Annotated in this window: 27 protein-coding genes and 1 tRNA gene; 8 read left to right on the top strand and 20 right to left on the bottom strand. The window is 36.2% G+C overall.

Annotated elements, in window-relative coordinates; genetic code table 11:
- Positions 1 to 39: 39 nt before the first annotated feature.
- From VMW81_03820 to VMW81_03725, 20 genes are all read right to left on the bottom strand, one after another.
- Positions 40 to 786, bottom strand: coding sequence for an ABC transporter ATP-binding protein (locus VMW81_03820; protein HUU50067.1), 747 nt, complete (start codon positions 784 to 786; stop codon positions 40 to 42).
- Positions 787 to 806: 20 nt separating this feature from the next.
- Positions 807 to 1,577, bottom strand: coding sequence for an ABC transporter permease (locus VMW81_03815; protein HUU50066.1), 771 nt, complete (start codon positions 1,575 to 1,577; stop codon positions 807 to 809).
- The gene (alr, locus tag VMW81_03810) at positions 1,561 to 2,703 is read right to left on the bottom strand and encodes an alanine racemase (protein ID HUU50065.1); all 1,143 of its coding nucleotides are present in this window, start codon (positions 2,701 to 2,703) and stop codon (positions 1,561 to 1,563) included. Before alr ends, VMW81_03815 begins: the two co-directional genes overlap by 17 nt.
- 7 nt (positions 2,704 to 2,710) lie before the next feature.
- Positions 2,711 to 4,069, bottom strand: coding sequence for a replicative DNA helicase (gene dnaB / locus VMW81_03805; protein HUU50064.1), 1,359 nt, complete (start codon positions 4,067 to 4,069; stop codon positions 2,711 to 2,713).
- 6 nt (positions 4,070 to 4,075) lie between these two features.
- Positions 4,076 to 4,519, bottom strand: coding sequence for a 50S ribosomal protein L9 (gene rplI, locus VMW81_03800; protein ID HUU50063.1), 444 nt, complete (start codon positions 4,517 to 4,519; stop codon positions 4,076 to 4,078).
- 11 nt (positions 4,520 to 4,530) lie between these two features.
- Positions 4,531 to 5,505, bottom strand: coding sequence for a DUF2232 domain-containing protein (locus VMW81_03795; protein HUU50062.1), 975 nt, complete (start codon positions 5,503 to 5,505; stop codon positions 4,531 to 4,533).
- 30 nt (positions 5,506 to 5,535) lie between these two features.
- Complete coding sequence (gene rpsR / locus VMW81_03790; GenBank protein HUU50061.1) at positions 5,536 to 5,784, bottom strand: 30S ribosomal protein S18; 249 nt, start codon at positions 5,782 to 5,784, stop codon at positions 5,536 to 5,538.
- Positions 5,785 to 5,814: 30 nt separating this feature from the next.
- The gene (locus VMW81_03785; protein ID HUU50060.1) at positions 5,815 to 6,210 is read right to left on the bottom strand and encodes a single-stranded DNA-binding protein; all 396 of its coding nucleotides are present in this window, start codon (positions 6,208 to 6,210) and stop codon (positions 5,815 to 5,817) included.
- 11 nt (positions 6,211 to 6,221) lie between these two features.
- Positions 6,222 to 6,560: a 30S ribosomal protein S6 gene (rpsF, locus tag VMW81_03780; protein HUU50059.1), complete on the bottom strand. Its 339-nt coding sequence runs from the start codon at positions 6,558 to 6,560 to the stop codon at positions 6,222 to 6,224.
- Between the two features lie 105 nt (positions 6,561 to 6,665).
- The gene (gene ychF, locus VMW81_03775) at positions 6,666 to 7,760 is read right to left on the bottom strand and encodes a redox-regulated ATPase YchF (GenBank protein HUU50058.1); all 1,095 of its coding nucleotides are present in this window, start codon (positions 7,758 to 7,760) and stop codon (positions 6,666 to 6,668) included.
- Between the two features lie 102 nt (positions 7,761 to 7,862).
- Positions 7,863 to 9,833 carry a sodium-translocating pyrophosphatase gene (locus tag VMW81_03770; GenBank protein HUU50057.1) on the bottom strand — a complete coding sequence of 657 codons (1,971 nt, stop codon included), beginning with the start codon at positions 9,831 to 9,833 and terminating at the stop codon, positions 7,863 to 7,865.
- Positions 9,834 to 9,857: 24 nt separating this feature from the next.
- Positions 9,858 to 10,412: an aminoacyl-tRNA hydrolase gene (pth, locus tag VMW81_03765; GenBank protein ID HUU50056.1), complete on the bottom strand. Its 555-nt coding sequence runs from the start codon at positions 10,410 to 10,412 to the stop codon at positions 9,858 to 9,860.
- Positions 10,413 to 10,433: 21 nt separating this feature from the next.
- Positions 10,434 to 11,162 (bottom strand): 50S ribosomal protein L25, encoded by a 729-nt coding sequence (locus tag VMW81_03760; protein HUU50055.1) that lies wholly within the window; start codon positions 11,160 to 11,162, stop codon positions 10,434 to 10,436.
- 13 nt (positions 11,163 to 11,175) lie between these two features.
- Positions 11,176 to 12,117 carry a ribose-phosphate pyrophosphokinase gene (locus VMW81_03755; protein HUU50054.1) on the bottom strand — a complete coding sequence of 314 codons (942 nt, stop codon included), beginning with the start codon at positions 12,115 to 12,117 and terminating at the stop codon, positions 11,176 to 11,178.
- A 59-nt stretch (positions 12,118 to 12,176) separates the two neighbouring features.
- Positions 12,177 to 12,251, bottom strand: a tRNA-Gln gene (locus VMW81_03750).
- Between the two features lie 22 nt (positions 12,252 to 12,273).
- The gene (gene spoVG, locus VMW81_03745) at positions 12,274 to 12,537 is read right to left on the bottom strand and encodes a septation regulator SpoVG (protein ID HUU50053.1); all 264 of its coding nucleotides are present in this window, start codon (positions 12,535 to 12,537) and stop codon (positions 12,274 to 12,276) included.
- Between the two features lie 55 nt (positions 12,538 to 12,592).
- Complete coding sequence (ispE, locus tag VMW81_03740) at positions 12,593 to 13,459, bottom strand: 4-(cytidine 5'-diphospho)-2-C-methyl-D-erythritol kinase (protein ID HUU50052.1); 867 nt, start codon at positions 13,457 to 13,459, stop codon at positions 12,593 to 12,595.
- Complete coding sequence (locus VMW81_03735) at positions 13,440 to 14,300, bottom strand: DUF4292 domain-containing protein (GenBank protein HUU50051.1); 861 nt, start codon at positions 14,298 to 14,300, stop codon at positions 13,440 to 13,442. Before VMW81_03735 ends, ispE begins: the two co-directional genes overlap by 20 nt.
- Complete coding sequence (locus VMW81_03730) at positions 14,281 to 16,053, bottom strand: tetratricopeptide repeat protein (GenBank protein ID HUU50050.1); 1,773 nt, start codon at positions 16,051 to 16,053, stop codon at positions 14,281 to 14,283. The genes VMW81_03735 and VMW81_03730 overlap by 20 nt, the downstream gene beginning before the upstream one ends.
- Before the next feature lie 8 nt (positions 16,054 to 16,061).
- Positions 16,062 to 16,361, bottom strand: coding sequence for a DUF721 domain-containing protein (locus VMW81_03725; GenBank protein ID HUU50049.1), 300 nt, complete (start codon positions 16,359 to 16,361; stop codon positions 16,062 to 16,064).
- 404 nt (positions 16,362 to 16,765) lie between these two features.
- Here VMW81_03725 and VMW81_03720 point away from each other — a divergent pair, with 404 nt between their 5' ends.
- The 8 genes from VMW81_03720 to VMW81_03685 form a co-directional block, all read left to right on the top strand.
- Positions 16,766 to 17,158: a carbonic anhydrase gene (locus VMW81_03720; GenBank protein HUU50048.1), complete on the top strand. Its 393-nt coding sequence runs from the start codon at positions 16,766 to 16,768 to the stop codon at positions 17,156 to 17,158.
- Positions 17,159 to 17,264: 106 nt separating this feature from the next.
- On the top strand, positions 17,265 to 17,507 hold the full coding sequence (locus tag VMW81_03715; protein ID HUU50047.1) for a hypothetical protein: 243 nt from the start codon (positions 17,265 to 17,267) through the stop codon (positions 17,505 to 17,507).
- A gap of 312 nt (positions 17,508 to 17,819) precedes the next feature.
- Positions 17,820 to 18,284 carry a hypothetical protein gene (locus VMW81_03710; GenBank protein ID HUU50046.1) on the top strand — a complete coding sequence of 155 codons (465 nt, stop codon included), beginning with the start codon at positions 17,820 to 17,822 and terminating at the stop codon, positions 18,282 to 18,284.
- An 82-nt stretch (positions 18,285 to 18,366) separates the two neighbouring features.
- Positions 18,367 to 19,092: a hypothetical protein gene (locus VMW81_03705; protein HUU50045.1), complete on the top strand. Its 726-nt coding sequence runs from the start codon at positions 18,367 to 18,369 to the stop codon at positions 19,090 to 19,092.
- A gap of 91 nt (positions 19,093 to 19,183) precedes the next feature.
- The gene (locus VMW81_03700) at positions 19,184 to 20,116 is read left to right on the top strand and encodes an FRG domain-containing protein (protein HUU50044.1); all 933 of its coding nucleotides are present in this window, start codon (positions 19,184 to 19,186) and stop codon (positions 20,114 to 20,116) included.
- A gap of 31 nt (positions 20,117 to 20,147) precedes the next feature.
- Entirely contained in the window at positions 20,148 to 21,029 is an 882-nt protein-coding gene (locus VMW81_03695) for a hypothetical protein (GenBank protein ID HUU50043.1), read from the top strand.
- A gap of 145 nt (positions 21,030 to 21,174) precedes the next feature.
- On the top strand, positions 21,175 to 21,543 hold the full coding sequence (locus VMW81_03690) for an STAS/SEC14 domain-containing protein (GenBank protein HUU50042.1): 369 nt from the start codon (positions 21,175 to 21,177) through the stop codon (positions 21,541 to 21,543).
- A 397-nt stretch (positions 21,544 to 21,940) separates the two neighbouring features.
- Positions 21,941 to 22,090: RNA-binding protein (locus VMW81_03685; GenBank protein ID HUU50041.1), on the top strand; the 150-nt coding region annotated here is incomplete at its 3' end.

Genomic DNA, 22,090 nt, shown 5'->3' with positions numbered 1-22,090 from the left:
TCATTCCTCCCTATGATTTAAGATTATACGCCCTCATTATTACTTTACAGATATGGGTCCTTCAGAACTCCCTGTTACAAATTGTTTGACCACAGGATTATCAGAAGCTTTTATCTCATCTGGTGTTCCCGTGGTGATGATTTTGCCTTCATGAAGCATGGCAATCCTATCAGCAATCTTATAGGCACTTGTTATATCATGGGTGATTGTGATAGAGGTAATATTTAGCCTTTGCTTCATTTCAATGTTCAAAACATTAATCGAGTCGGTCAAAATAGGGTCAAGTTCAGCCGTCGGCTCATCATACAATAAAATCTCTGGTTCCATGGCAATAGCCCTGGCAAGCCCTACTCTCTTTTTCATTCCTCCGCTTAACTCTGATGGAAAGAGACCTTCAATATCCTCTAACCCCACCATCTCTAATTTTTCCTTTACCTTAATCCTTATTTCCCTTTCAGAGAAATCTGTATGCTCTCTTAGGGGAAAACCAACATTTTCTCCTATGGTTAAAGAATCAAAGAGGGCAGCCCCTTGAAAGAGCATGCCAAACTTTTTTCTGAATTCATTTAACTCCTTCCCGTTTAACGAGGATACTTCAACATTGTCCACGATAATCTTTCCCTTATCAGGTTTCAATAATCCAATAATATGCTTAAGAAGGACACTTTTCCCCGATCCGCTCATTCCGATAATTACCATGCTTTCCCCTTTATGAATTTCGAGGTCAATCCCCCGTAAAACATGATTGCTATCAAAGGACTTATGAAGGTCTATTATCTTAATCATAGATAAGTTATCCTTAAGTATCAAAATAATAATGCCGTTAGGATATAATCGAATATCAGGATCAACATAGAAGATATAACCACCGCCTTTGTCGTTGCCCTACCAACACCCTCTGCTCCTCCCTTAGTATAGAAGCCTTGATAACAGGCTATTAAAGCAATAATCATTCCAAAGACACATGCCTTTAAGAGACCTGAATAGATATCATTGAACTCCAGATACTGCTCGGTTCTTCTAATATACGAGATTGGATTCGCCCCTAGGATATTAACAGAGACAAAGTAACCTCCTAATATGCCTGTAATATCACATATAATAGTCAGAAGAGGAAGCATGATGAGCCCTGCAATGAACCTTGGAACAATCAAATATTTAACAGGGTCTGTGGCCAAGGTATAAAGGGCATCAATCTGCTCTGTTACCTTCATCGTGCCCAGCTCTGCAGCCATAGCAGAACCAGCCCTTCCGGCCACTATCAAACCTGTTAGAACAGGGCCTAATTCCCTAGTCATTGATAATGCCACTACCGTTCCAACCATACTTTCTGCATTAAATCTCTTAAAGCCTACGAAGCTCTGAAGTGCTAAGACCATACCTGTAAAGGTTGCTGTTATTAAGATTACAGGTAATGAGTTTACTCCTACCTGTTCCATCTGTTTAAATGTAAGCTTGGCTCTTAGAGGAGGCCTGAATAACCATGTGAGTGTTGTCCATGAAAGAAGAAGAACTCTTCCCACCTCGTTGACAAAATTTATGATTGATTCACCCAACAAATCAAGCCATCTTAGCATATACCTTCCTCTCCTTATATACCCTTGGAACTCTCTTGCTCACTTTACAAAATACTTCGTATGATATAGTATTCATGAGATCTGCTATCTCTTCAGCGGTTATTTTTTCATTCTCCTGTCTTCCCATAAGTACAACCTCATCCCCTACCTTAGCATTGGGGATATCCGATACATCAACCATACACATATCCATGCAGATCGTTCCTACAATAGGGACTTTCTTCCCATGTATAATAACCTTTCCTTTATTAGAAAGGAGACGGCTGTATCCGTCCGTATACCCTACAGGAAGGGTGGCAATCGTGCTTTTCCTCTTGGTGAAATATCTCTGTCCGTAACCTATGCCTTCCCCCTTGCCGACTTTTGAAATATCAATTATTCTTGTTTTCCATGCCATAACCGGTTTTAGTTCTATATCCCTTTTTTTCTCTCCTGGGCAGGAACCATAAAGCATAATTCCAGGCCTAACCATAGAAAAATATGACTCTGGATAGTTGATAATCGCTGCGCTGTTAGCGGCATGAATTAAAGGCACCTTAAGCCCTATCGAATCTATCTCCTTTAAGACCTTATTAAAACTTGATAGCTGAGTATCTGTAAAGCCGCTTTTTATTTCATCAGCACATGATAGATGAGTCAAAATCCCTTCTATGTCTATTCCTTGCAAATCCCGTATCCTTTTAATAAACTCCACAGCCTCATTACAAGGAATCCCAAGGCGCCTCATGCCTGTATCAATCTTAATATGAACCTTAACAACCTTTCCTTTTTCCTTAGCCTTTGAAGATAAGAGATCTGCAATTCTTCTAGAAAAAAGAACAAAGGAGAGATTGTAATCGATAATATATTTAACCTGATTCTCTAATGCGCCTCCCATAACAAGTATAGGAGCATCAATCCCCTTTTCTCTTAGCTCTATTCCTTCCTCAACAATAGTAACACCGAGCATATCTGCTCCCACCTCCAATGCCTTCTTTGAGAGCAGAAAGGCACCGTGACCATAGGCATCAGCCTTGACAACCGCGAGAATCTTTATTCCAGAACCAACCTTTGCTCTAACTTTCAATAAATTTTCTTTAAAGGCATCTAAATCAATCTCTACAAATGTGGAACGGGTATTTTGCATGAAAACCTCAAACGATCTCTTTTCGCATGGTTAAGTTTTCAAATCTTGTACATTTCTCAAGAAAGGCAAGTTTGATAATTCCTGTTGGACCATTGCGTTGTTTTCCAATGATAATCTCTGCTATATTACTATAACCAGAATGATCATCTTCATGATCCATTTCTTTTTCTTCTTGATCCCTGTGAATAAAAACAACAACATCACTATCCTGTTCAATAGACCCTGATTCCCTTAAATCTGATAATTGGGGTCTGCCCCCTCTCTGTATAACGGCCCTGCTGAGCTGAGACAAGGCAAGCACAGGTAATCTTAATTCTTTTGCCAAGGACTTCAAGGAACGTGTTATCTCTGCAACCTCCATTTGTCTGTTCTCAGCTCTTCCTCTTCCTCTTATAAGCTGAAGATAATCTACGACGATGATACCTAGATCAGGGTATTCAGAAAGCAGCCTTCTTGACTTAGCCCTTATCTCCATTACAGATAATGCAGGGCTATCATCAATCAATATCGGGGCTTCAGATAAGTCTCCAGCTGCTCTTGTTAGATCTGGCCAGTTTTCCTTTGAAAGATATCCTGTCCTTATTTTGTGAGAGTCTACCCTGGCCTCGGAACAGAGCATACGTATTGCTAGCTGTTCCTTAGACATCTCAAGACTAAAGATAGCAACAGGTTTACCCCCCCTAACACCAATATTTGCAGCTATGTTTAGAGAAAGGGCTGTCTTTCCCATACTAGGTCTTCCAGCAAGAATAATGAGTTCAGATGGCTGAAGCCCGGAGGTCTTTTGGTCAAACTCAGTAAATCCTGTTTGCACACCGGTAATAATCCCCTCTTTATCAAAAAGTTTTTCTAATCCTTTAAAGCCCTCTTTTATTATCTCTTTAATGTGATAAAAACTGGGCTGAATCTTTTTTTCTGATATCTCAAATATAGACTTCTCAGCCTTATCTAAAAGTTCCTCTACATCATCAGTATCTTCATAACTCAGTTTGATTATATCAGTAGAGACTCGTATTAGATCCCTCACAATTGCATCTTCTTTTATCAGCTTTGCGTGGAATTCAATATTGGCAGATGTTGGACTAGACTCTAATAGGTTTGAAAGATAAGAAGCCCCTCCAACCCCTTCAAGCTGGTTTCTCTTTCTTAACATTGCTGTTACTGTCAAAAGATCTATAGGTTCATTTTTCTCAAAGAGGTCTAGCATCACTGAATATATCTTTCTATGTGCCTCTTTATAAAAATTTTTCTCTTCCAAAATCTCTATGGATTTCGTTAATGCCTCATTGTCTTGAAGAATTGCTCCCAAAACAGCTTGTTCAGCCTCTATATTTTGAGGAGGGACCTTATCAGAAAAAGTACCCATAATAAATTATTCCTTCACTACCCAAACTTTTAATGAAGCATTCACTTCAGGATGAACCTGGATTGACGCTTTATAAACACCTAAGGTTTTTATTGGCTCTTCTAAGACAATCTTTTTCTTATCTATTTCAATTCCCTCATTTCTTAAACCCTCTTGGATATCTTGAGGGGTAACCGATCCAAAAAGCTTATCCTTCTCCCCTGACTTTTTAACAATGGTACACGAAATTTCCTCAAGCCTTTTTGCAAAAAGTTCCGCTTCTTTTTTTTCCTTCATTAATTTGTTCTTTCTCTCTTTTGACTCTTGATCCAACAATTTTATGTTTTGAGGTGTGGCCAGCTTTGCCAACCCCTTAGGAATAAGATAATTTCTTGCATATCCATCAGATACCTGAATAACATCCCCTGCATTGCCAAGATCTTTAATATTTTCCTTTAAAATTAATTTCATATACTCCTCCGTCATAATTTTGTTTGACTTTTATGATGACTAACCTTTCTGACTTTCCTAAAATCTATCCATATATCAAACAGCCCAATAGCTGTTACGATAATAGCGATCAATGGCTGTATGAATATTAAAAGATAACCAATCCCCTGAAAAAATTTAGGAATCTTCGATTTTCTAAAAAAGAAGATGGTTACAGCTAATCCTTGAAAAAAATATATTAGAGATATGATTATTAAAAGATTTAAACCAACTCTTTTAGAGAAATCCAATGGTAAAAAAATCATGAAACCAGCTATTATAAATAACCAGACATAATAATCTGGCAGATACCAGAGGGTGACAGGTCTATTATTGGAAGCATGTTTAGATATATATTTTATCCAAAGATGTCTTGCTATTATATAGTTGAGAAGGCTGGAGATTATAGAACCAACGACAATAAGAGCAGGGAAAGTATAGATAAACATCCCTTTTAAACGTTCAAAGGATTCTTTCAATTCCTCTGAGGATTTACTTTTTCCCATACTATAATTTTTATAAATTTCCAAGGAACTATCTATATTGTTTTCCATTTGTTCTATTAAAAATGTAAAGGGATTTTTACCTTGAATAAACAAATATATTAATAAAATGATTGGAATACTTACTAAAGTAAAGAGAACACAGAAAAGAATGGTCTTTTCAATAGAAAAATCTCTTCTTATGGACTCAGAAATAACTATCGCAATAATACCATACTCAACAAAAAAAATCAAACCATGCCTTATGCCAATTAATATAATCAAGACAGAAATTACGATTGCTAAAGTAAAAAAACCTATTTTCTGGCCATTCTGTAGGGAGGTATAAATAATAGGAAGAGGTGAAAAAAGACTTATTAATGCACCTATGATTGGGACATATAATACAAAGAGAAATAAAAAAAGTGTAAGAATCGCTGGAAATAATATATCAAAAGCAGGGTTAACCTTTCCAACTGTATTCACCTCTATATCTCCGTATAAGGAAAGGGAATCCTAAGATCTTTCAACAGTAAAAGGAAGCAGAGCTATATTTCTTGCCCTTTTTATCGCAACGGTCAGTTGCCTTTGATGCTTAGCACAATTTCCAGAAATTCTTCTAGGAATAATTTTACCTCTTTCGGTTATTAAACTTCTTATCTGTTTTATGTCTTTATAATCAATCAATTCAGTATGTTCCGCACAGAACCTACAGATCTTTCTTTTTATAAATCGCCTCTTTTTTCTCTGAACCTTTACTCTCATGTCATCTCCTGAGATGTAATTTTTTATTTATTAAAAGGGGATATCGTCTTCTACTAAATCACCGCTTTCATCTTTATTCTCTTCAAAGCCCCCTTCTTTTCCTTTTGGAAGAAATTGAATATTGTTTGCTACAACTTCATGTTTACTTCTTTTCTGTCCACTTTCATCTTCCCAACTCCGCCACTGAAGTCGTCCTTCGATAAAGGCAAGACTTCCTTTGTTAAGATACTCTGTACAATTCTCAGCCTGTTTACCAAAACAGACGATATCTATAAAACAGACATCATCTTTCCATTCATCTTTCTGCTTATATCTTCTATTAACAGCTAACCCAAACGTAGAAACCGCTGTTCCGCTCGGGGTATAACGTAGTTCAGGATCTCTTGTTAAGTTACCTAATAAGAAAATCTTGTTTAAATTAGCCATGGATTATCCCCCTACTTCTTTATTTTTTCTTTTTCTCTTTCTTTATCTGATTCCAATTTAGCTAATTCTCTTTTATTGAGACGGATGATAATATATTTCATAACCTCACCCATTAACCTGTAATTTCTCTCTAATTCGCGAATAAGTTTTCCTTCACCTTCAAAGTGGATGAGAGCATAAATCCCATATCTTTCCTTATCAACCTCATAGGCCATCCGCCTCTTTCCCCATATTTCATTGTCCATTATCTTTCCAGAATGATCTTTTACAATCTTATGTATCTTTTTTACCACTTCATCTACATTCTCATCCATAAGATCAGGTTTTAAAATAAAGATGCTCTCGTACATAGGCAAGTCGATCACCCCCTTTCGAGTTATAGCCCTAATTATAAAAAATAGAGCAAGGAGAAGTTTCAAATTTTTATCACAATCACCTTCATAAAGCAAGGATTTTTAAACATTGAATCGAAAAAATACTATATCTCCATCCCTAATAATATAATTTCTTCCCTCAATTCTAAGCAAACCCCTTTCTTTTACATTAGCCATCGAGCCATACATGGAAAAGTTATCAAAAGATACCACCTCTGCCTTGACAAAACCCTTTTCTATATCAGAATGGATCTTTCCTGCTGCTTTCTCGGCCTTTGTACCCTCTAACAATGTCCAAGCTCTTAACTCTTTTCCTACTGTAGTATAGAAAGTTATGAGATTTAAAATCCGATATCCGACTTTAATAATATCATCTATACCTAAATGATTAATTCCCAGAGTGCTCATGTATTCCATAGCTTCCTCGTTCTCTAACTCACCCAATTCTAACTCCAGCTTGCCATAAATCTCTACCACTTCTTTAGACCTTTTTTGGGCATATTGCTTGATTTTATTCAATAATATATTATCTTTGCCAATATCAGAGTCATCTAAATTTGCTATATAAAACGAGGGTTTACTCGTCAAAAAACAGAGTTTCTCAAGATGTTTCTTCGAATCTTCTGAGAGCTCTATATCTCTAACATTAAAACCTTTTTCCAAACCCTCCTTAACAGATAAAAGGACCTCATATTCCTCTTTAGTCTCTTTATCTCCCCTTAAAATTTTACCTTTACTCTTCTCAATATTTTTTTCTACGGTTGATAAATCTGAAAGAATCAACTCTGTTTCTACTATCTCGATATCTGTCTCAGAAGAGAGATCCTTGCTGACAGATGGCGCATTAGGCTCTTTAAAGCACTTTACTACATGGGCAATCGCATCAACATCTCTTATATGACCTAAAAATTGATTGCCAAGTCCTTCTCCTTTACTCGCTCCTTTCACAAGACCAGCAATATCAAAAAATTCTAATGTTGTATAAGTAGTTTTAGGAGGAGTGAATATTTTTTTAAGATATTCGAGGCGTTTATCAGGAACTCTTACTTTTCCTACATTAGGATCTATAGTGGTAAAAGGATAATTGGCCACATCAGCTGAAGCATTGGCTAGAGCATTAAACACAGTAGTTTTCCCAACATTTGGTAAACCAATAATCCCACATCTAAAACCCATTCTAACTCCTTTATTCAAAAATCTCTTTAACTCAAATAAAAAGAGAGGGTTGAACTTCCTATTATCAACCCCCTCTCTCTAACAAATGATTACCTAAATAACTTAACGAATAAATAACGGAGCTAATACGAGTGAAACGACAGACATTAATTTGATTAATATATTCATTGATGGACCTGACGTATCCTTAAAAGGATCACCAACAGTATCGCCAACCACAGAAGCCTTATGGGCTTCAGATCCCTTACCCCCTAAGTTTCCTTTTTCTATATATTTCTTCGCATTATCCCAAGCTCCCCCCCCATTTGCCATCATCAATGCCAGAAGCACACCTGTCAATGTTGCCCCAGCCAGCATCCCTCCTAAAGCTTGGGGACCTGCAAAATATCCAATAAGAACAGGAGAAATAATAGCTATTATACCTGGAATGATCATCTCTTTTAGGGCCGCAGTTGTACTAATATCTACACACTTGGCTGAGTCAGGTTTTGCCTTTCCTTCCATGATACCCGGAATTTCTCTGAACTGTCTTCTTATCTCATTGACCATCTTGAAGGCAGCCTTACCAACTGAGGTCATTGTTAGGGATGCAATAAAAAATGGGATTGCACCCCCGATAAACAACCCTATAACAACCTTGGCATTAGTAATATCTATAACCTCAAGATTTACAGCCTTTGTATAGGCAGAGAATAAAGCAAGGGCGGTCAGAGCAGCTGAACCAATAGCAAAACCTTTACCTATGGCTGCAGTAGTATTCCCTAAGGCATCTAATCCATCTGTTATCTTCCTTGTCTCTTCACCAAGACCAGACATCTCAGATATGCCCCCCGCATTATCCGCAATAGGACCATAAGCATCAACAGACATAGTTATTCCTACAGTGGAGAGCATACCAACAGCAGATAGTCCTATACCGTAAAGCCCGGCAAACTTTGCAGCAATATATATTGCCGCACAGATTACCAATATTGGTAAGGCAGTGCTTTCCATTGCTACTGCAAGACCAGTTATTATGTTGGTTGCTGGCCCTGTTTGAGAAGACTTTGCAATTCTTATTATTGGGCTACCGCCGGTATAATACTCTGTTAAAATTCCTATTAAGATACCCGCAAGGCTTCCAGAAAATAGAGCCCAATAGATACCAGAGGCAAACCCCATTCTTTTCATTAATAAATAAGCTGCTATCAATAAAATAAGAGCACTAAAGATTGTTGAATATCTTAAGATTGATGCTGGATCGAGCTTGCTAAAAATCTTTATGGTAAGGACACCCAAAATTGAGGCAATCAGGCCCAACATGACGATTAATAGAGGCAGAGCCATAAATTTAAAGGTGAGGGGGCTTATTGTGGAGCCTATAGCTATTGTAGCAATGATGGAACCAACATATGACTCAAAGATATCAGCTCCCATACCAGCGGTATCACCAACACAATCTCCTACATTGTCAGCGATAACCCCAGGATTTCTAGGATCATCTTCTGGAATCCCGGCTTCGACTTTTCCTACAAGATCAGCACCCACATCAGCTGTCTTGGTATATATCCCTCCTCCTACTCTTGCAAACAAAGCTATGGAACTGGCACCCATTGCAAATCCATTTATGATGGAAGGGTCTTTCTGACTAAAGAGATAGAAAAATATACCTATTCCTATCAGTCCGAGACTAGCTACGGATAGCCCCATGACAGATCCACCAGAAAAGGCTATCTGCAATGCCTTCATCTGACCTTCCTGATTAGCTGCTTGTGACGTTCTGACATTGGCCCTCGTTGCTGCCTTCATACCGAAAAACCCTGCTAACATAGAACACAAGGCCCCAGATAGAAATGCCAATGCTGTGAAAAAACTAATGGTGGCAGATAAGATGATAAATACAAATATGATAAAAATAGAAATTATCTTATACTCCTTTTTAAGAAATACCATGGCCCCTTCATGGATTGCCTCAGATATTTCTATCATTACCTTTGTGCCTGAAGGTTGCCTTTTTATATAAAAATAAATAAGCGCTGCTGTAATTAAACCGATGACTCCAAAAACAGGTGCATATACTACGTATCCTTCCATGAGTCCCCCTCTCTAAGAATAATTCTAGACTGTTTCCTTTTCCACCCTTGTTTTCGTCTTTATGATAGCTGTAACCTCATCTGCAGATTTTTTTATTATCTCAGTATATATCGGGAGGTATTTATCAAAGATGGGCTCAAGAAGATAATCTGAAGCATCTTCTCCTTTCTCGGGTCTTCCCACTCCTATCCTCAGCCTTGAAAATGTCCCGCTCTCAAGATATTGAATAATAGAACGTATCCCTTTGTGTCCTGCATCACCACCTTTTGTTTTCTTTCTGATATTCCCTAATGGAATATCTATATCATCATGAATGATCAGTAAATCTTTTAAGGAAGAGCTACAATTTTTGACTAGAGAATGAACTGCTCCACCACTTAAATTCATATAGGTCACGGGCTTAACCAGCATAACATCTTTTTCAGCAATCTTACCCCTTCCATATATTGAATAATATCCTTTTTTATCTAAAGCAATCTTATACTTTAATGCTAACTCATCTATAATTAAGAAACCGATGTTATGTCTTGTTATCTCATACTGAGCTCCAGGATTCCCTAGACCAACAATGATTTCCACAGAAATATTGCCCTTTTATCGCTAATCTTTCTTGCCACTGTCTTTTTCAGGTTTTTGAGATTGTTCAGATTTTTCTTGTTTTTCAGTTTTTTCTGGTTTTTCTGGTTTTTCAGATCCTTCTTCAGCCTCTTTTGCTTCTCCTTCAACACCTTCACCTTCTTCTTCAGCAGCAACTTCAACCACTTCTTCAACTATCGCTGCAACGGAAGCAACCGGCTCTTCTAAATCATCCAAGACCTTAATCCCCTCTGGAATGTTAATATCCTTTAAATGAAGAACATCACCGATCTTCAACTCTGATACATCCACTGTAATCTCATCAGGGATCTTGGTGGGAAGACATTCTATCTCTATCTCTTTTAGTAAATGGTTTAACATTCCTCCTTCTTGTTCAACCCCAAAAGCCTTTCCAGTCAAAGTTATTCCTACTGATACCGTTATCTCTTTATCCATGGATATTTCATATAAATCAACATGGAGTAGCTCGCTCTTGACAGGATCATTCTGGAATTCTCTCGCTATGACTTTGCGATCCCTTTTTTTAGCATCTTCAATATTTAACTGAAAAATCGTATTTTCTCCACCACTTGTACTCAAAATTCGCTGCAGATCTTTTAGAAGAAAACTGATAGGAACGACCTCAGACCCTCCATAGAGGATGGCTGGAACGAGACCTTTTTTTCTTAATCTTCGAGCTTCTCCCTTACCTGTTTTTGTTCTTGTTTTTGCTGTTAAAATTAGATCTTCCATAGAAACACTCCTTTTAAACAAATAGTGAACTTACAGATGCCCCATTATGAATTCTAATGATCGCCTCTCCTAAAAGCTTAGCCACAGATAACACCTTGATTTTTTTATTATTCCGGCCCTCTTTCCTCAAAGGAATTGTATTTGTAACAATCAGCTCCTTGAGAAAAGATTTTGATATCCTCTCAATAGCAGAACCGGAAAGGACTGCATGCGTACAGCAAGCATATATATCCTTTGCACCATTATCCCTCAAAGCCTTTACAGACTCTACGAGTGTCCCAGCTGTATCAACCATATCGTCAATTAAAAGAACATTTTTGTCTTTAACATCCCCAATGATATTCATTACCTTAGAAACATTTTTTTCTTCTCTTCTTTTATCTATGATGCTTAAAGAAGCATTAACCCTTTTTGCAAAAGCCCTGGCCCTCTCTACACCACCAGCATCAGGAGAGACAACAACCGCATTTTTTATCTTTTTCTTTTTTATATAATCAATAATATCCGGCGAGGCAAATAAATGATCAACAGGAATATCAAAAAAACCCTGTATCTGACCTGCATGAAGATCAATTGCTAAAACCCTATCTGTCCCAACAGCGGTTAATAGATTGGCCACTAATTTTGCTGTTATAGGAACTCTAGGCTGAACCTTTCTATCTTGACGGGCATACCCATAGTAAGGAATGACAGCAGTTATTCTCTCTGCTGAGGCCCTTCTCATAGCATCAATCATAATCAAAAGCTCCATCAGATTAGAGTTTCCAGGATTACAGGTCGACTGGATAACAAATACATCAGCTCCTCTAATATTTTCTTGGATCTGGACATATATCTCACCATCACTAAAGTCAGTTATCAAGATATCTCCCAGAGGAATCTTCAGATATTTACTTATCTCTTCGGAAAGTTCCTCACTTGCTCTGCCTGAAAAGATCTTTAATCCATTAAACATATATGACCACCTTCTTTAAACAAATTTTTAGTTTTAAAAAATTTTTGGATTTATTTTTATGGCTGGGGCGGGAGGATTCGAACCTCCGAATGCAGGTTCCAAAGACCTGTGTCTTACCACTTGACGACGCCCCAAAAGAACTAAAGAGAATCTGTATTATCCTTTTTTTTCTACTTCTTTTCTATATTCTTCCAAAACTCTGTCTTCTATCATTTTCCTCGTCTCTTTGTTCAACGGATGGGCAATATCTATAAAGTTACCGTCCTTTCTCTTTTTACTCGGCATAGCGACAAACAGCCCATTTGTACCATTAATAATCTTCAAGTCCTTTATCACAAAACAGTCATCAATAGTTATAGCAACATAAGCCTTCAACCGTTCCTCATCTATAGGTACGACTCTTACTTCGGTAACCTCCATTATCCCCTACCCCTGTCTCCCAAAATTTTTTTAGATGAAATCAACTTTAAAAATGTTAATGATAAAATTCCCTTGCATCTGTAAGGGTCTCTGTAAAGATGATTCTCCATCTCTCCTTTTTCATGATTTCATAGGCCTTCAAACACATATCATATTCTTCAAAGATACCATAGACTGAGGAACCACTTCCTGACATAGCAACGCCTTTTGAACCTAAAGATATGAGTTTCTTTTTAATTTCTGATATATCCGGTAATCTCTCCTTCACAACTTCTTCTAAATCATTGTGAAGATAATCCTGTATGTTATTAATTTTAGAAAGATTTAGTCTGTAAAGAGTACTACCCGATGGGATACTTGTCAACTTCAAATTTAGGTTTTTATATGCCCATTCAGTGGATATAGGCTGAGGAGGAATAACAAGGATAAGATGCATCTTTTCTACTTTTTTAATGGGATTGATAATCTCACCCCTACCCCTAGCAATAGCAACAGGGCCATTGATGAAAAAGGGAACATCCGATCCCAAAAATTTGGCTATTTCCATAAGCCTTTCTTTACTATAATCCAATTCCCACAACCTATTTAAACCTAAAATAACAGAGGCAGCATTACTGCTCCCCCCCCCTAATCCAGAACCAACAGGAATATTCTTTTTTATAAATATGTCCACTCCGCTTTTTCTTTTGCTCTTCTCTTTTATAACCTTAGCAGCAGTGTACGCTAAATTCCTCCTCCCTTTGAGGGTTTCGTCATCACAAAAAACCTTTATTTCTTTATCACTTTCCCTAATTAAAATATCATCATAAAGGCTTATCATCTGCAAGATGGTCTCAATTTCATGATATCCATCTTTCCTTTTTCTCAAGACCCTTAAACCGAGATTTATTTTTGCTGGTGATTTAATCTCTATCTCTTTCATAGAGTTTAGAGCTCTCATTCAATATTATCTCTGTTGCCTTTTTTGGAATAAATAAATGAAAAATATCGTCTGACAATTTTTGATTAATGTATACTTTTTTGTATACGATCTTTATATCTGTATTCTCTTTTGGAAAACTTACCTTGATAGAAAAAGGGAGCAGATAATCCTGAACTTTTTTAAAATGATGATATTCTACATCCAACAGAACCTCTCCTTCAGGGCTAAAAAGAAGAGACCTTGCAGGAATGAACCTGTCAGCCTCTATCCATATCTCTTCTAGGACATCTTCTTCCTTATTATATATCTGTAAGATATATCTTTTCTCACGAGATGTATAAATACCTCTCATTTGTTTTGTATCAATGCTTAAAGGAACCGTTCCTGAAAGAATCTTCATAATCTGGGAAAGGTTCAGGTTGACACCCGTCCACTTATATAAATTTTTCCGCGTTGCCTCTGTTCTTAAGAATTTTCCCTCAAAAGGAAAATAGACTAATAGTTCTTTGTTGTTCGAAACAAGATACATCGTTGGATGTCCAAAAAAGTTTATGGTTTCCACCCTCAAGGCCAAATTCTTTTTTAGGATAAAGACTTCTTTTGTAGTGAGATTCTTATCGGGGGTATTTAAAGTGAGATGTGTAATCGCTTTAAGATTTTCTAATAAACCCTCTCTTTTCCTCAATTCATTTACTAAAGTCCTTGGTGACTCTAGTATCTCATCTGGAAAAGGTTGATAAGGCCTGACTCCTTGGATAACGGTCTCGCATCCGAATAAAAGAAACAAAGAAATTATAAAGAGGGGAAGAATATACCATCTATTAATGATTCGCCTTTTCAAATACTTTCTCCAAATTTTTTAATTTCTTTTCCACCTCTCTGTTATCAGGTTTTATTTCTAACGACTTCCTCCACTCATTTAATGCCTCTTGTTTTCTCTCTAATTTAAAATATATATCACCTAAATGATCTCTGATTACTGGATCATCAGGTACCAAGCTAACAGCCTTCTCTAATTCATTCAGAGCCTTTTCATACCAACCTTTTTTAAAATATGCCCAACCCAAACTATCGACAAAATATCCATTTTCTGGTTCTAACTCCAGAGCCTTCTTGATGATAAGAATAGATTCATCTAAATTAATCCCTCTTTCTACATACATATATCCTAAGTAATTATGAGCATTCGCATAATTGGGATTCAACTCAATCGTTTTTTTCATCTCATGAATTGATAATTCAAACTCACCCATCTTCTCATAAGTCGCCCCTAGATTAAAATGATATTTATCATTTTTTGGTTCTAACTCTATTGCCTTTTTAAAGTTTTTTACTGATTCATTATATTTTTTTTCCTCAGAAAGGATGATGCCCAAATAAAAATAACCTTTTGATTGTTTGGGATCAACCTTTGCTAGTTCCTCCAAGATATCAATAGCATCATCTACTTTATTTAAGATTTTATAAATACGAGCCATAAATAACCGACTATCCACAGAATTTGGATTTATTTTAATAATCTCTTTCAGTTCCAGTAAGGCATCGTCATATTTCTTCATCTCTTCATATAGCAATGCCTTGTAATATCTTATTTTCGTATCTTTTGGTTGAGCAGCAAGAATTATTTGAAACTCTTTGAGGGCCTCTGAATAATTCCCCTGTTTAAAGTAGATAAAAGCCAATCTTTTGTGAGTCAATAGGTTTTCCGGTTCAGACTCTAAAATAATTTTATATTCCTTTAAGGCTTCATCTAAGGACTCCTTTTTTAGATAAATTTGTCCCAGCCTTTCTCTAATAAGATTACTATGAGGATTAATCTCCAGCACTTTTTCATAATGTTTGACTGCTTCCTCATAATCTCCTCTAATCATATAAATATCTCCCAATCCCCTTAAAGCGTCTTCAAAATCGGGAGATATTTCTATTGCTTTTTTAAAATATTCCTCTGCCCTATTATATAAATTCATTATGAGGTAGATCCTTCCTATATAGTAAACGCCCTCAACAGAATCCGGCCTTTTTTCTAATAATTTTTGAAAAGTGAGTATTGCATTGTCGTAATCTTTCTCTTCAGCATAGAGAGTCCCTAAAAAAAGATAGGGTTCTATTTCTTCGGGACTTTGGTCCATAACTTTTTTGAACTGAGTAATGGCTAAATCTCTTTTTTTGAGACCAGAATAGATTTTTCCTAATAGTATCCTGGCTTCTTTATATTCAGGATTGATTGCCAATGCCTCCTGAATCTCTGAAATGGCTTTTGAAACATCTCCTTTTTTTAGATATTCTGAAGAGAGGTTAAAATGGAGATAAGAAGAATTTGAGTCATACTTTATAGCCTCTTTATAAGACTCTATGGATTTCTCTATGTCATTCTTAAGGCTATAAATTTCAGCTAAGATATAATGATAATAAGCCAGTGCCTTCTTGCTAGATGCCCTTTCGTCCTCTGGTTGTATAATCTCAAATTTTATATGACCTTTAATATCCTCACTTTCTTTTCCTTTTAATATCTCATTTATATCTCCGCAGCCAAAAATAATCGAAGCAAAAAGAACGAAAACCAAAAGTTCTTTTTTAAAAAGAGTCTTTTTCATTTTGTCATTTACCTTTCTGTATCAATCTTGAAATAAATATTTTCTATTATCTTACCACCAACTTTATTATTTAGTTTTTCAATAATCATCCTTTCTAAGAATTTCAATTCCTGCAGCCAAATCGAATCTCTTACAAATATATAGAGGGTCTTCCCCTTTATATATCCTGGACGGGTAACAGCAGCTATCTGTTCGCCTACAACTTTGTCCCATATATCCAAAATCCTGCACTGCTTTATTCCCTTCTCCAGCCTAAATTTCTTAAGTGACTTTTTTAAAACAGTGCCTATCTTAACAAAATTCTTCATAACTCTTAATTTCATAAAATATGATATTATTAATTATACATTTAAAACCTCAATATGCAAGCGCAAAATGGATACTGATGGCATAAAATGGATGGATAACTTATTGAAAATATTGAAATTTAAGAAGTAACCTCTTTGAAAACAGGAACACCAGAACGATTTTAAATGCTCTAAAATTTTTCTTTACGGTATTTGACCTTTGGTGCCGCATCCCTGAAAAATCTAAAAGGGGACAAGAACAAAAAGAACTTTCAATTGCAAAAAACCCTTTGATTTTATATAATTACATGAATTTTGATATTTTATTGCATAATTTTCAAAAATACATATAGATTTATCACAATAGAGAAAAAGCATAAACAAGAACTTCGTCTATTAATTGTTAGCCACCAGAAGGAAACGGTATGCGATTCTATACAGTTATCAATTGCATGGATGGGCGAGTTCAATTACCTGTAATTAGATATCTGCAAAAACGATTCAATGTTGAATATGTTGACTCCATTACTGAAGCTGGCCCAAATCTGATTCTATCAGAAGAGAAAAGCATTACCTCTATTCAGTCGATTCTTGAAAGACTGAAAATTTCAATTGAGCATCATAATTCCGTAGGAGTTGCTATTGTTGGCCATCACGATTGTGCCGGAAATCCAGCACCACAAAATGATCAAATTATACACATACAAAAGGCAATACAATTTCTTCGTCAACAATATGAAAACATAGAAATAATTGGAATATGGATTGACAAAAATTGGGAGGTCCATGAAGTTATTGAAAATAAATTAGGTGGCTAACAAAGTGCTGCACTGGACGGGGATTTTGCTGCGCTCCACCCCCGCCAGTGAGCTTTAGCGTTATATGAAATAAATAATAAAATATTTACAGAAAAGGAGAAGACAAATGACAGTTGATATATTGCGTGGAGCATTAGGATGGTGCGCTGTAATTAATATGGGATTATTGCTGTGGTGGTTTTTATTGTTTGCATTTGCTCATGATTGGATTTATCGCATGCATAGCAAGTGGTTCAAGATTCCAGTAGAAACGTTCGATGCAATTCATTATGCAGGCATGGCTTTTTTAAAAATAGCTATATTTGTTTTTAATATTATTCCGTATTTTGCCTTACGAATTGTAACATAAAATAATAACATCTAACAACTCATTCCACTTTATCCTCGCTCCCCTCAGCATAAACCTAAAAAGCAGAAGGGGAAGGAGGAAATAACAAGAACTTTGAATTGAAAAATATCCTTGACTTTTTTCTCTTTTTAAATATATTCTGAATTTAAATTTGTTGTTGATTCTGCTCTACTTCTGGACTGGATTTTAATGTTGGTCTAGAAAGTTGTTACTTATCGTTATTCTGCATTTTTTCCATCTGTTTTGAAGCCTCCACAACAGAGAAAAACGAATAAATAAGAAATCCGTCTATTAATTGTTGGAAGTTGAATTATGAAAAATATAGACATGGAAGAATATTATTTCTATAGGCTTTACTCGATCGACTTCGATTCAACAAAGCATGCTCTTCGGATTCTAAAACGCTATCGGCGTAAAGATATCCGATATTGCCTCCTTAGAGATATTGTAGTTTCTTATGTTCGCCCTTTTTCAGTAAATAAGGGTACACATATTCCAAAACACACATTGACAAAAAAGGTTGTTCCCTCACGACTTCGCCCGCTCCATGATGAATTGGTTGACCTTCGTAATCAATTATTCGCACACACGGATTATCAATACCGAAGACCGAAAGTTGCAAACTGGAGTACACCTGCAAAGAAATGGTTCCCAATGTCATGCCGAGCCTATGACTTCGATAAAATTGACTCACGAATTTCCGAGATCGAATTGCTTGTTAAAGAAGTAGAAAAAAACCTTCAAGATAAAATAAATAAAATTGAAAAGGACTTATAACCTTGCTGCTGCAAGGGACGGCGCTAAAAAACGCACCGCCCCTGAGCAGCCCGTTATGGGCCTTAAACTTGATTGAACTACTATGAAACAAAGCCAATTCAATGAATATATAAAGGTACTGTTAAGGTCAGCTACCAATTATTTTAGTGCAGTTTCCTTAATTATTATTCTTGTGGCTAGTGTCTCTCCTATTGATCTTTCTTCAAAAAGCAAAATTACTGGCCTATTTGCAATACTATGTGTATTTTACGCTGGTTATAAAGCCTGGAAACAGGCTTTAATAAAAATGCCACCTGGTAACGAATTCAAAATTATAAAAAAAACATCATCATTTAGGCCCTATGCTTTTTTAGGAGATGGGCGCGTTGACTCAAAAACACACTTTACGATTGATTTCGATCTTATAAACAATCGTGATGAAATGATAATTTTAAATCGACCTGAAATTATTGGGCTTAAAACAAATAGTGACCTCCTGAGCAATAAACCAGCCGCTATCCACTTTAAACACTTACTAGATTCTTTAAAATCATGTATTTTCCCATATAAACTTGAAAAACACTCCCGGATTTTAATGAGGTGTGAAATCGATGTGGTAATAACGAACAACGATCTTATGCACTTTTCTAAAGAATTAAATTCGCTAAAGTCTTATGAAATTACGTTTCAATTTTCGTATGAAGATATGACCGCTTCTAAATCTGTTGAAAAGATCATAATTGATGGAACATATGACGATTTCAAGGAGGAGGTTTTGAATGTTTGGAAAGAAAAAAAGAAAACCGACTTAATAAAGTTAGTACTATGAGTGCATAAACAAGAACTTCGTCTATTAATTGTTAGAGGTCAAATAAAGAAGATACACACCGTATTAAATCAAGGCAAAGGGAAACATTATTATGCATAATTGGATAGATTATATACCCGAGAAAGACCGGGAAGACGTAAGGGAATTATATAAAAAGGCAAAGACATTAGAATCCAAGATAGCATTGCGCAGAGAATGGCATCCTAAAGGATATTTGAATCTCAGTCCTATTAAGAACCTTGAAGAATATTTCAAATACATCAGATTATGTACGACTGAGTCCACTTGGTTCCGTGGCGAACAGAAGGATTTTGGTAGCCTTGTGCCAAAGCTATATAGAAACATCGATAACGATAAAATATCAGAGCAGCAAAAAAAAGAGCGCAAATACTTTTTTGAATTTCAAAGGCGAGCGCGATCCTTAGTGCCTGAGATTAGCATTTCAGATACATGGTCATGGTATTTCCTTATCCAACATTATGGTGGATCAACTAGACTTCTTGATTGGTCTCAGGATGCAGCTATAGCACTATTTTTCTCTCTAGGAACAGAGATGGAAGATACAAAAAACCCAATAGTTACATGTCTAGCTCCTACAACTTTGCTTACATATGCGTTAGAGGAACTCGGAGGTGAAGACCATTGGTCCAGCGGTACGGTTCTCTATCCAGGAGAAAAATCAACGGATAGATGGTTAGAAAACATCACTACACCAAACGATCACTCTGTTTGGGGACTGCCCGCTTCACCCATAGCATTATTACCACCACATCTGAATCCGAGGATAACAGCACAGAGATCATGTTTTACGTTATTTGGGAACAAACCTGATGGGTTTAATAAGGATGGAAAGCTCATTGTTTGCCCCTGCTGCGGACGACGAATATTTTGCAAATTGGTTATAGATGGCAAGAGAAAAAATGACCTGAGAAAAGAATTGGCAAAAATTGGAATAACGAGTGGTAAAATATATCCTGGACTTGATGGCCTGTGTAAAGAAATCACAGATGAAATATATACATAGAAAAGAGTGCCCTCTAACCAGGCGGTTTCACATGGACCGTAAGGGCCTGCGGCCCTTCCGGCCAGTGAACCGCGATGTTAGATTTTTAAAAATTAAAATGAATGAGCCCATAGATCTGCTACAACATTACTTGCCTTCAATATATGATGCTTTATCTTCATCAAATAAATTGCTTTCTGATATTAGCAGTAAATATTATGAACGTTACAAAAAAGTAGAATCAGACATTAAAGAAAAAGGCGAATTTATTTCAGAAAAGACTATGTTTGATTTTTGGTGGAACGCAAATGAGGGAGATCAAGCTTCTCTGGCATTTCTTAAATTTATTAATAATACGGCAACTGAAATCCTTCAAAAAGTTAAAGGTGATCCGAGAAAGCAGATAATTAATCTATGCCATAAAATGATTATAAATTTTAACGATAATCAGTCACAATTTCAAAGTTTTGTTGCAGAGTTAGCGGTAATCAGTAAGCTTCTAAAAGATGACGGATTAACGCTTATTCAAGTTGAAAAAAAATTACCAAATGGAAAAAGATTTGATTTTGAAGTTGAAAAAGATGGTAATAAAACACTTGTTGAAGTCTTCAATATCAACTTTGATTTTGATCGTATGGAAAGCACAGAAAAATTTCAAAAACTTCTGGAACACAGATTAACAAAGAAACTCAATTCAAAGCTTAATGGATTAACTGGAACATATCCTCCATTTCTATTGGCTCCAGTTCTATGGGGTAATATTCTTGAGCTTGAGCGATTTGCTGGCGCATTTTCTTATTTTAAGGAATTCAATCAAATGATATATCGATTTACAATGATTGCAGAATTCAAAAACCCTGATGGAGAGTATTTATTCATGTTCGCTCATGTTGATGAATTTTTAGAAAGGGCAAGAAAAATAAATAAAATCTAACAACCGGATGCATTCGAATGCACACCAGCAGCGACTTTTTTGAGTGTGATTATTTATAGTCTGCAAATTAGCTTTAATGCCCTTGAGCGTGCTTCATGGTGTGCATCGATGATCCAGACGTTAGACCACAAGAAAAGGATTAAATATGATTTCATTTGAAATTATGAGAGCAGAGGGGATAGTTATTATTGAGCCATTAGGCGCACTTGAACAAACTGATTTTGAACGACTTACCAAAGAAATAGATGCATACATTAATGAAAAAGGCTATGTTAACGGAATCATAATACATACCAAAGACTTTCCTGGATGGAAGAGTTTCGGAGCATTCACACATCATATGAAATTCATTAAAGATCATCATAAAAAAATCAAAAGAGTAGCGGCAGTAACTGATTCAAAACTTATGTCAATTGCGCCAATGATAGCTAATCATTTTGTGTCTGCTGAAGTGAAGCAGTTTGACTATGCAGATATGGATGCTGCAAAGAAATGGGTACGGGAAGCTGTCTAACCAATCGTTGCAGAGGGAACAAGAGCCAGCGATGCCTTTTTAGCGTTTGCTATTATTTTATTGTTAAACATCTTTTTGCTTGTTAATATCGTACTATGGCTCTTGTCCCTGAACTCGACCGTTAGGCTTTAAATTTAAATCCCCCTTAGATTTTTCAGGGATTTTCCTGAGGAATTTTTCGAAGGATTTTCCTTCGGAGATTCACAAAGCGAATTTTCCTTGCAAAGAACCCCAAGGCGAATTTGAAAATGGCAAAATCTGTAAAACCCTATTGACAAAATTTTAGCTTTTTTAGTAGAATATTTAATATAGAAAAAAATCCGATACAAATCAGAAATTCGTCTATTAATTGTTAGGCGATGTGAAAATTTATAATTTATTACAAAAGGAGATTAGAATGAAGATCTATGTAGGAAATTTGTCGTACGAGGTCACCGAAGAGGACTTACGGCTGGCTTTAGAACAATTCGGGCAGGTTGAATCCGCCACCATTATAAAAGACAAGTATAGTGGTCAATCAAAAGGATTTGGATTCGTGGAGATGGCC

This window comes from Nitrospinota bacterium (assembly GCA_035528715.1).
Taxonomy (GTDB): domain Bacteria; phylum JADFOP01; class JADFOP01; order DATKYB01; family DATKYB01; genus DATKYB01.
Note: the sequence above shows the minus strand (reverse complement) of the source record. Positions and strands in the feature narration are given on the sequence as shown.

Coding starts and splice junctions, on each gene's coding strand:
- VMW81_03820 (HUU50067.1), bottom strand. CDS start 786: ATGATTAAGATAATAGACCTTCATAAGTCCTTTGATAGCAATCATGTT.
- VMW81_03815 (HUU50066.1), bottom strand. CDS start 1,577: ATGCTAAGATGGCTTGATTTGTTGGGTGAATCAATCATAAATTTTGTC.
- alr (HUU50065.1), bottom strand. CDS start 2,703: ATGCAAAATACCCGTTCCACATTTGTAGAGATTGATTTAGATGCCTTT.
- dnaB (HUU50064.1), bottom strand. CDS start 4,069: ATGGGTACTTTTTCTGATAAGGTCCCTCCTCAAAATATAGAGGCTGAA.
- rplI (HUU50063.1), bottom strand. CDS start 4,519: ATGAAATTAATTTTAAAGGAAAATATTAAAGATCTTGGCAATGCAGGG.
- rpsR (HUU50061.1), bottom strand. CDS start 5,784: ATGAGAGTAAAGGTTCAGAGAAAAAAGAGGCGATTTATAAAAAGAAAG.
- VMW81_03785 (HUU50060.1), bottom strand. CDS start 6,210: ATGGCTAATTTAAACAAGATTTTCTTATTAGGTAACTTAACAAGAGAT.
- rpsF (HUU50059.1), bottom strand. CDS start 6,560: ATGTACGAGAGCATCTTTATTTTAAAACCTGATCTTATGGATGAGAAT.
- ychF (HUU50058.1), bottom strand. CDS start 7,760: ATGGGTTTTAGATGTGGGATTATTGGTTTACCAAATGTTGGGAAAACT.
- VMW81_03770 (HUU50057.1), bottom strand. CDS start 9,833: ATGGAAGGATACGTAGTATATGCACCTGTTTTTGGAGTCATCGGTTTA.
- VMW81_03760 (HUU50055.1), bottom strand. CDS start 11,162: ATGGAAGATCTAATTTTAACAGCAAAAACAAGAACAAAAACAGGTAAG.
- VMW81_03755 (HUU50054.1), bottom strand. CDS start 12,117: ATGTTTAATGGATTAAAGATCTTTTCAGGCAGAGCAAGTGAGGAACTT.
- spoVG (HUU50053.1), bottom strand. CDS start 12,537: ATGGAGGTTACCGAAGTAAGAGTCGTACCTATAGATGAGGAACGGTTG.
- ispE (HUU50052.1), bottom strand. CDS start 13,459: ATGAAAGAGATAGAGATTAAATCACCAGCAAAAATAAATCTCGGTTTA.
- VMW81_03730 (HUU50050.1), bottom strand. CDS start 16,053: ATGAAAAAGACTCTTTTTAAAAAAGAACTTTTGGTTTTCGTTCTTTTT.
- VMW81_03725 (HUU50049.1), bottom strand. CDS start 16,361: ATGAAGAATTTTGTTAAGATAGGCACTGTTTTAAAAAAGTCACTTAAG.
- VMW81_03720 (HUU50048.1), top strand. CDS start 16,766: ATGCGATTCTATACAGTTATCAATTGCATGGATGGGCGAGTTCAATTA.
- VMW81_03715 (HUU50047.1), top strand. CDS start 17,265: ATGACAGTTGATATATTGCGTGGAGCATTAGGATGGTGCGCTGTAATT.
- VMW81_03710 (HUU50046.1), top strand. CDS start 17,820: ATGAAAAATATAGACATGGAAGAATATTATTTCTATAGGCTTTACTCG.
- VMW81_03705 (HUU50045.1), top strand. CDS start 18,367: ATGAAACAAAGCCAATTCAATGAATATATAAAGGTACTGTTAAGGTCA.
- VMW81_03700 (HUU50044.1), top strand. CDS start 19,184: ATGCATAATTGGATAGATTATATACCCGAGAAAGACCGGGAAGACGTA.
- VMW81_03695 (HUU50043.1), top strand. CDS start 20,148: ATGGACCGTAAGGGCCTGCGGCCCTTCCGGCCAGTGAACCGCGATGTT.
- VMW81_03690 (HUU50042.1), top strand. CDS start 21,175: ATGATTTCATTTGAAATTATGAGAGCAGAGGGGATAGTTATTATTGAG.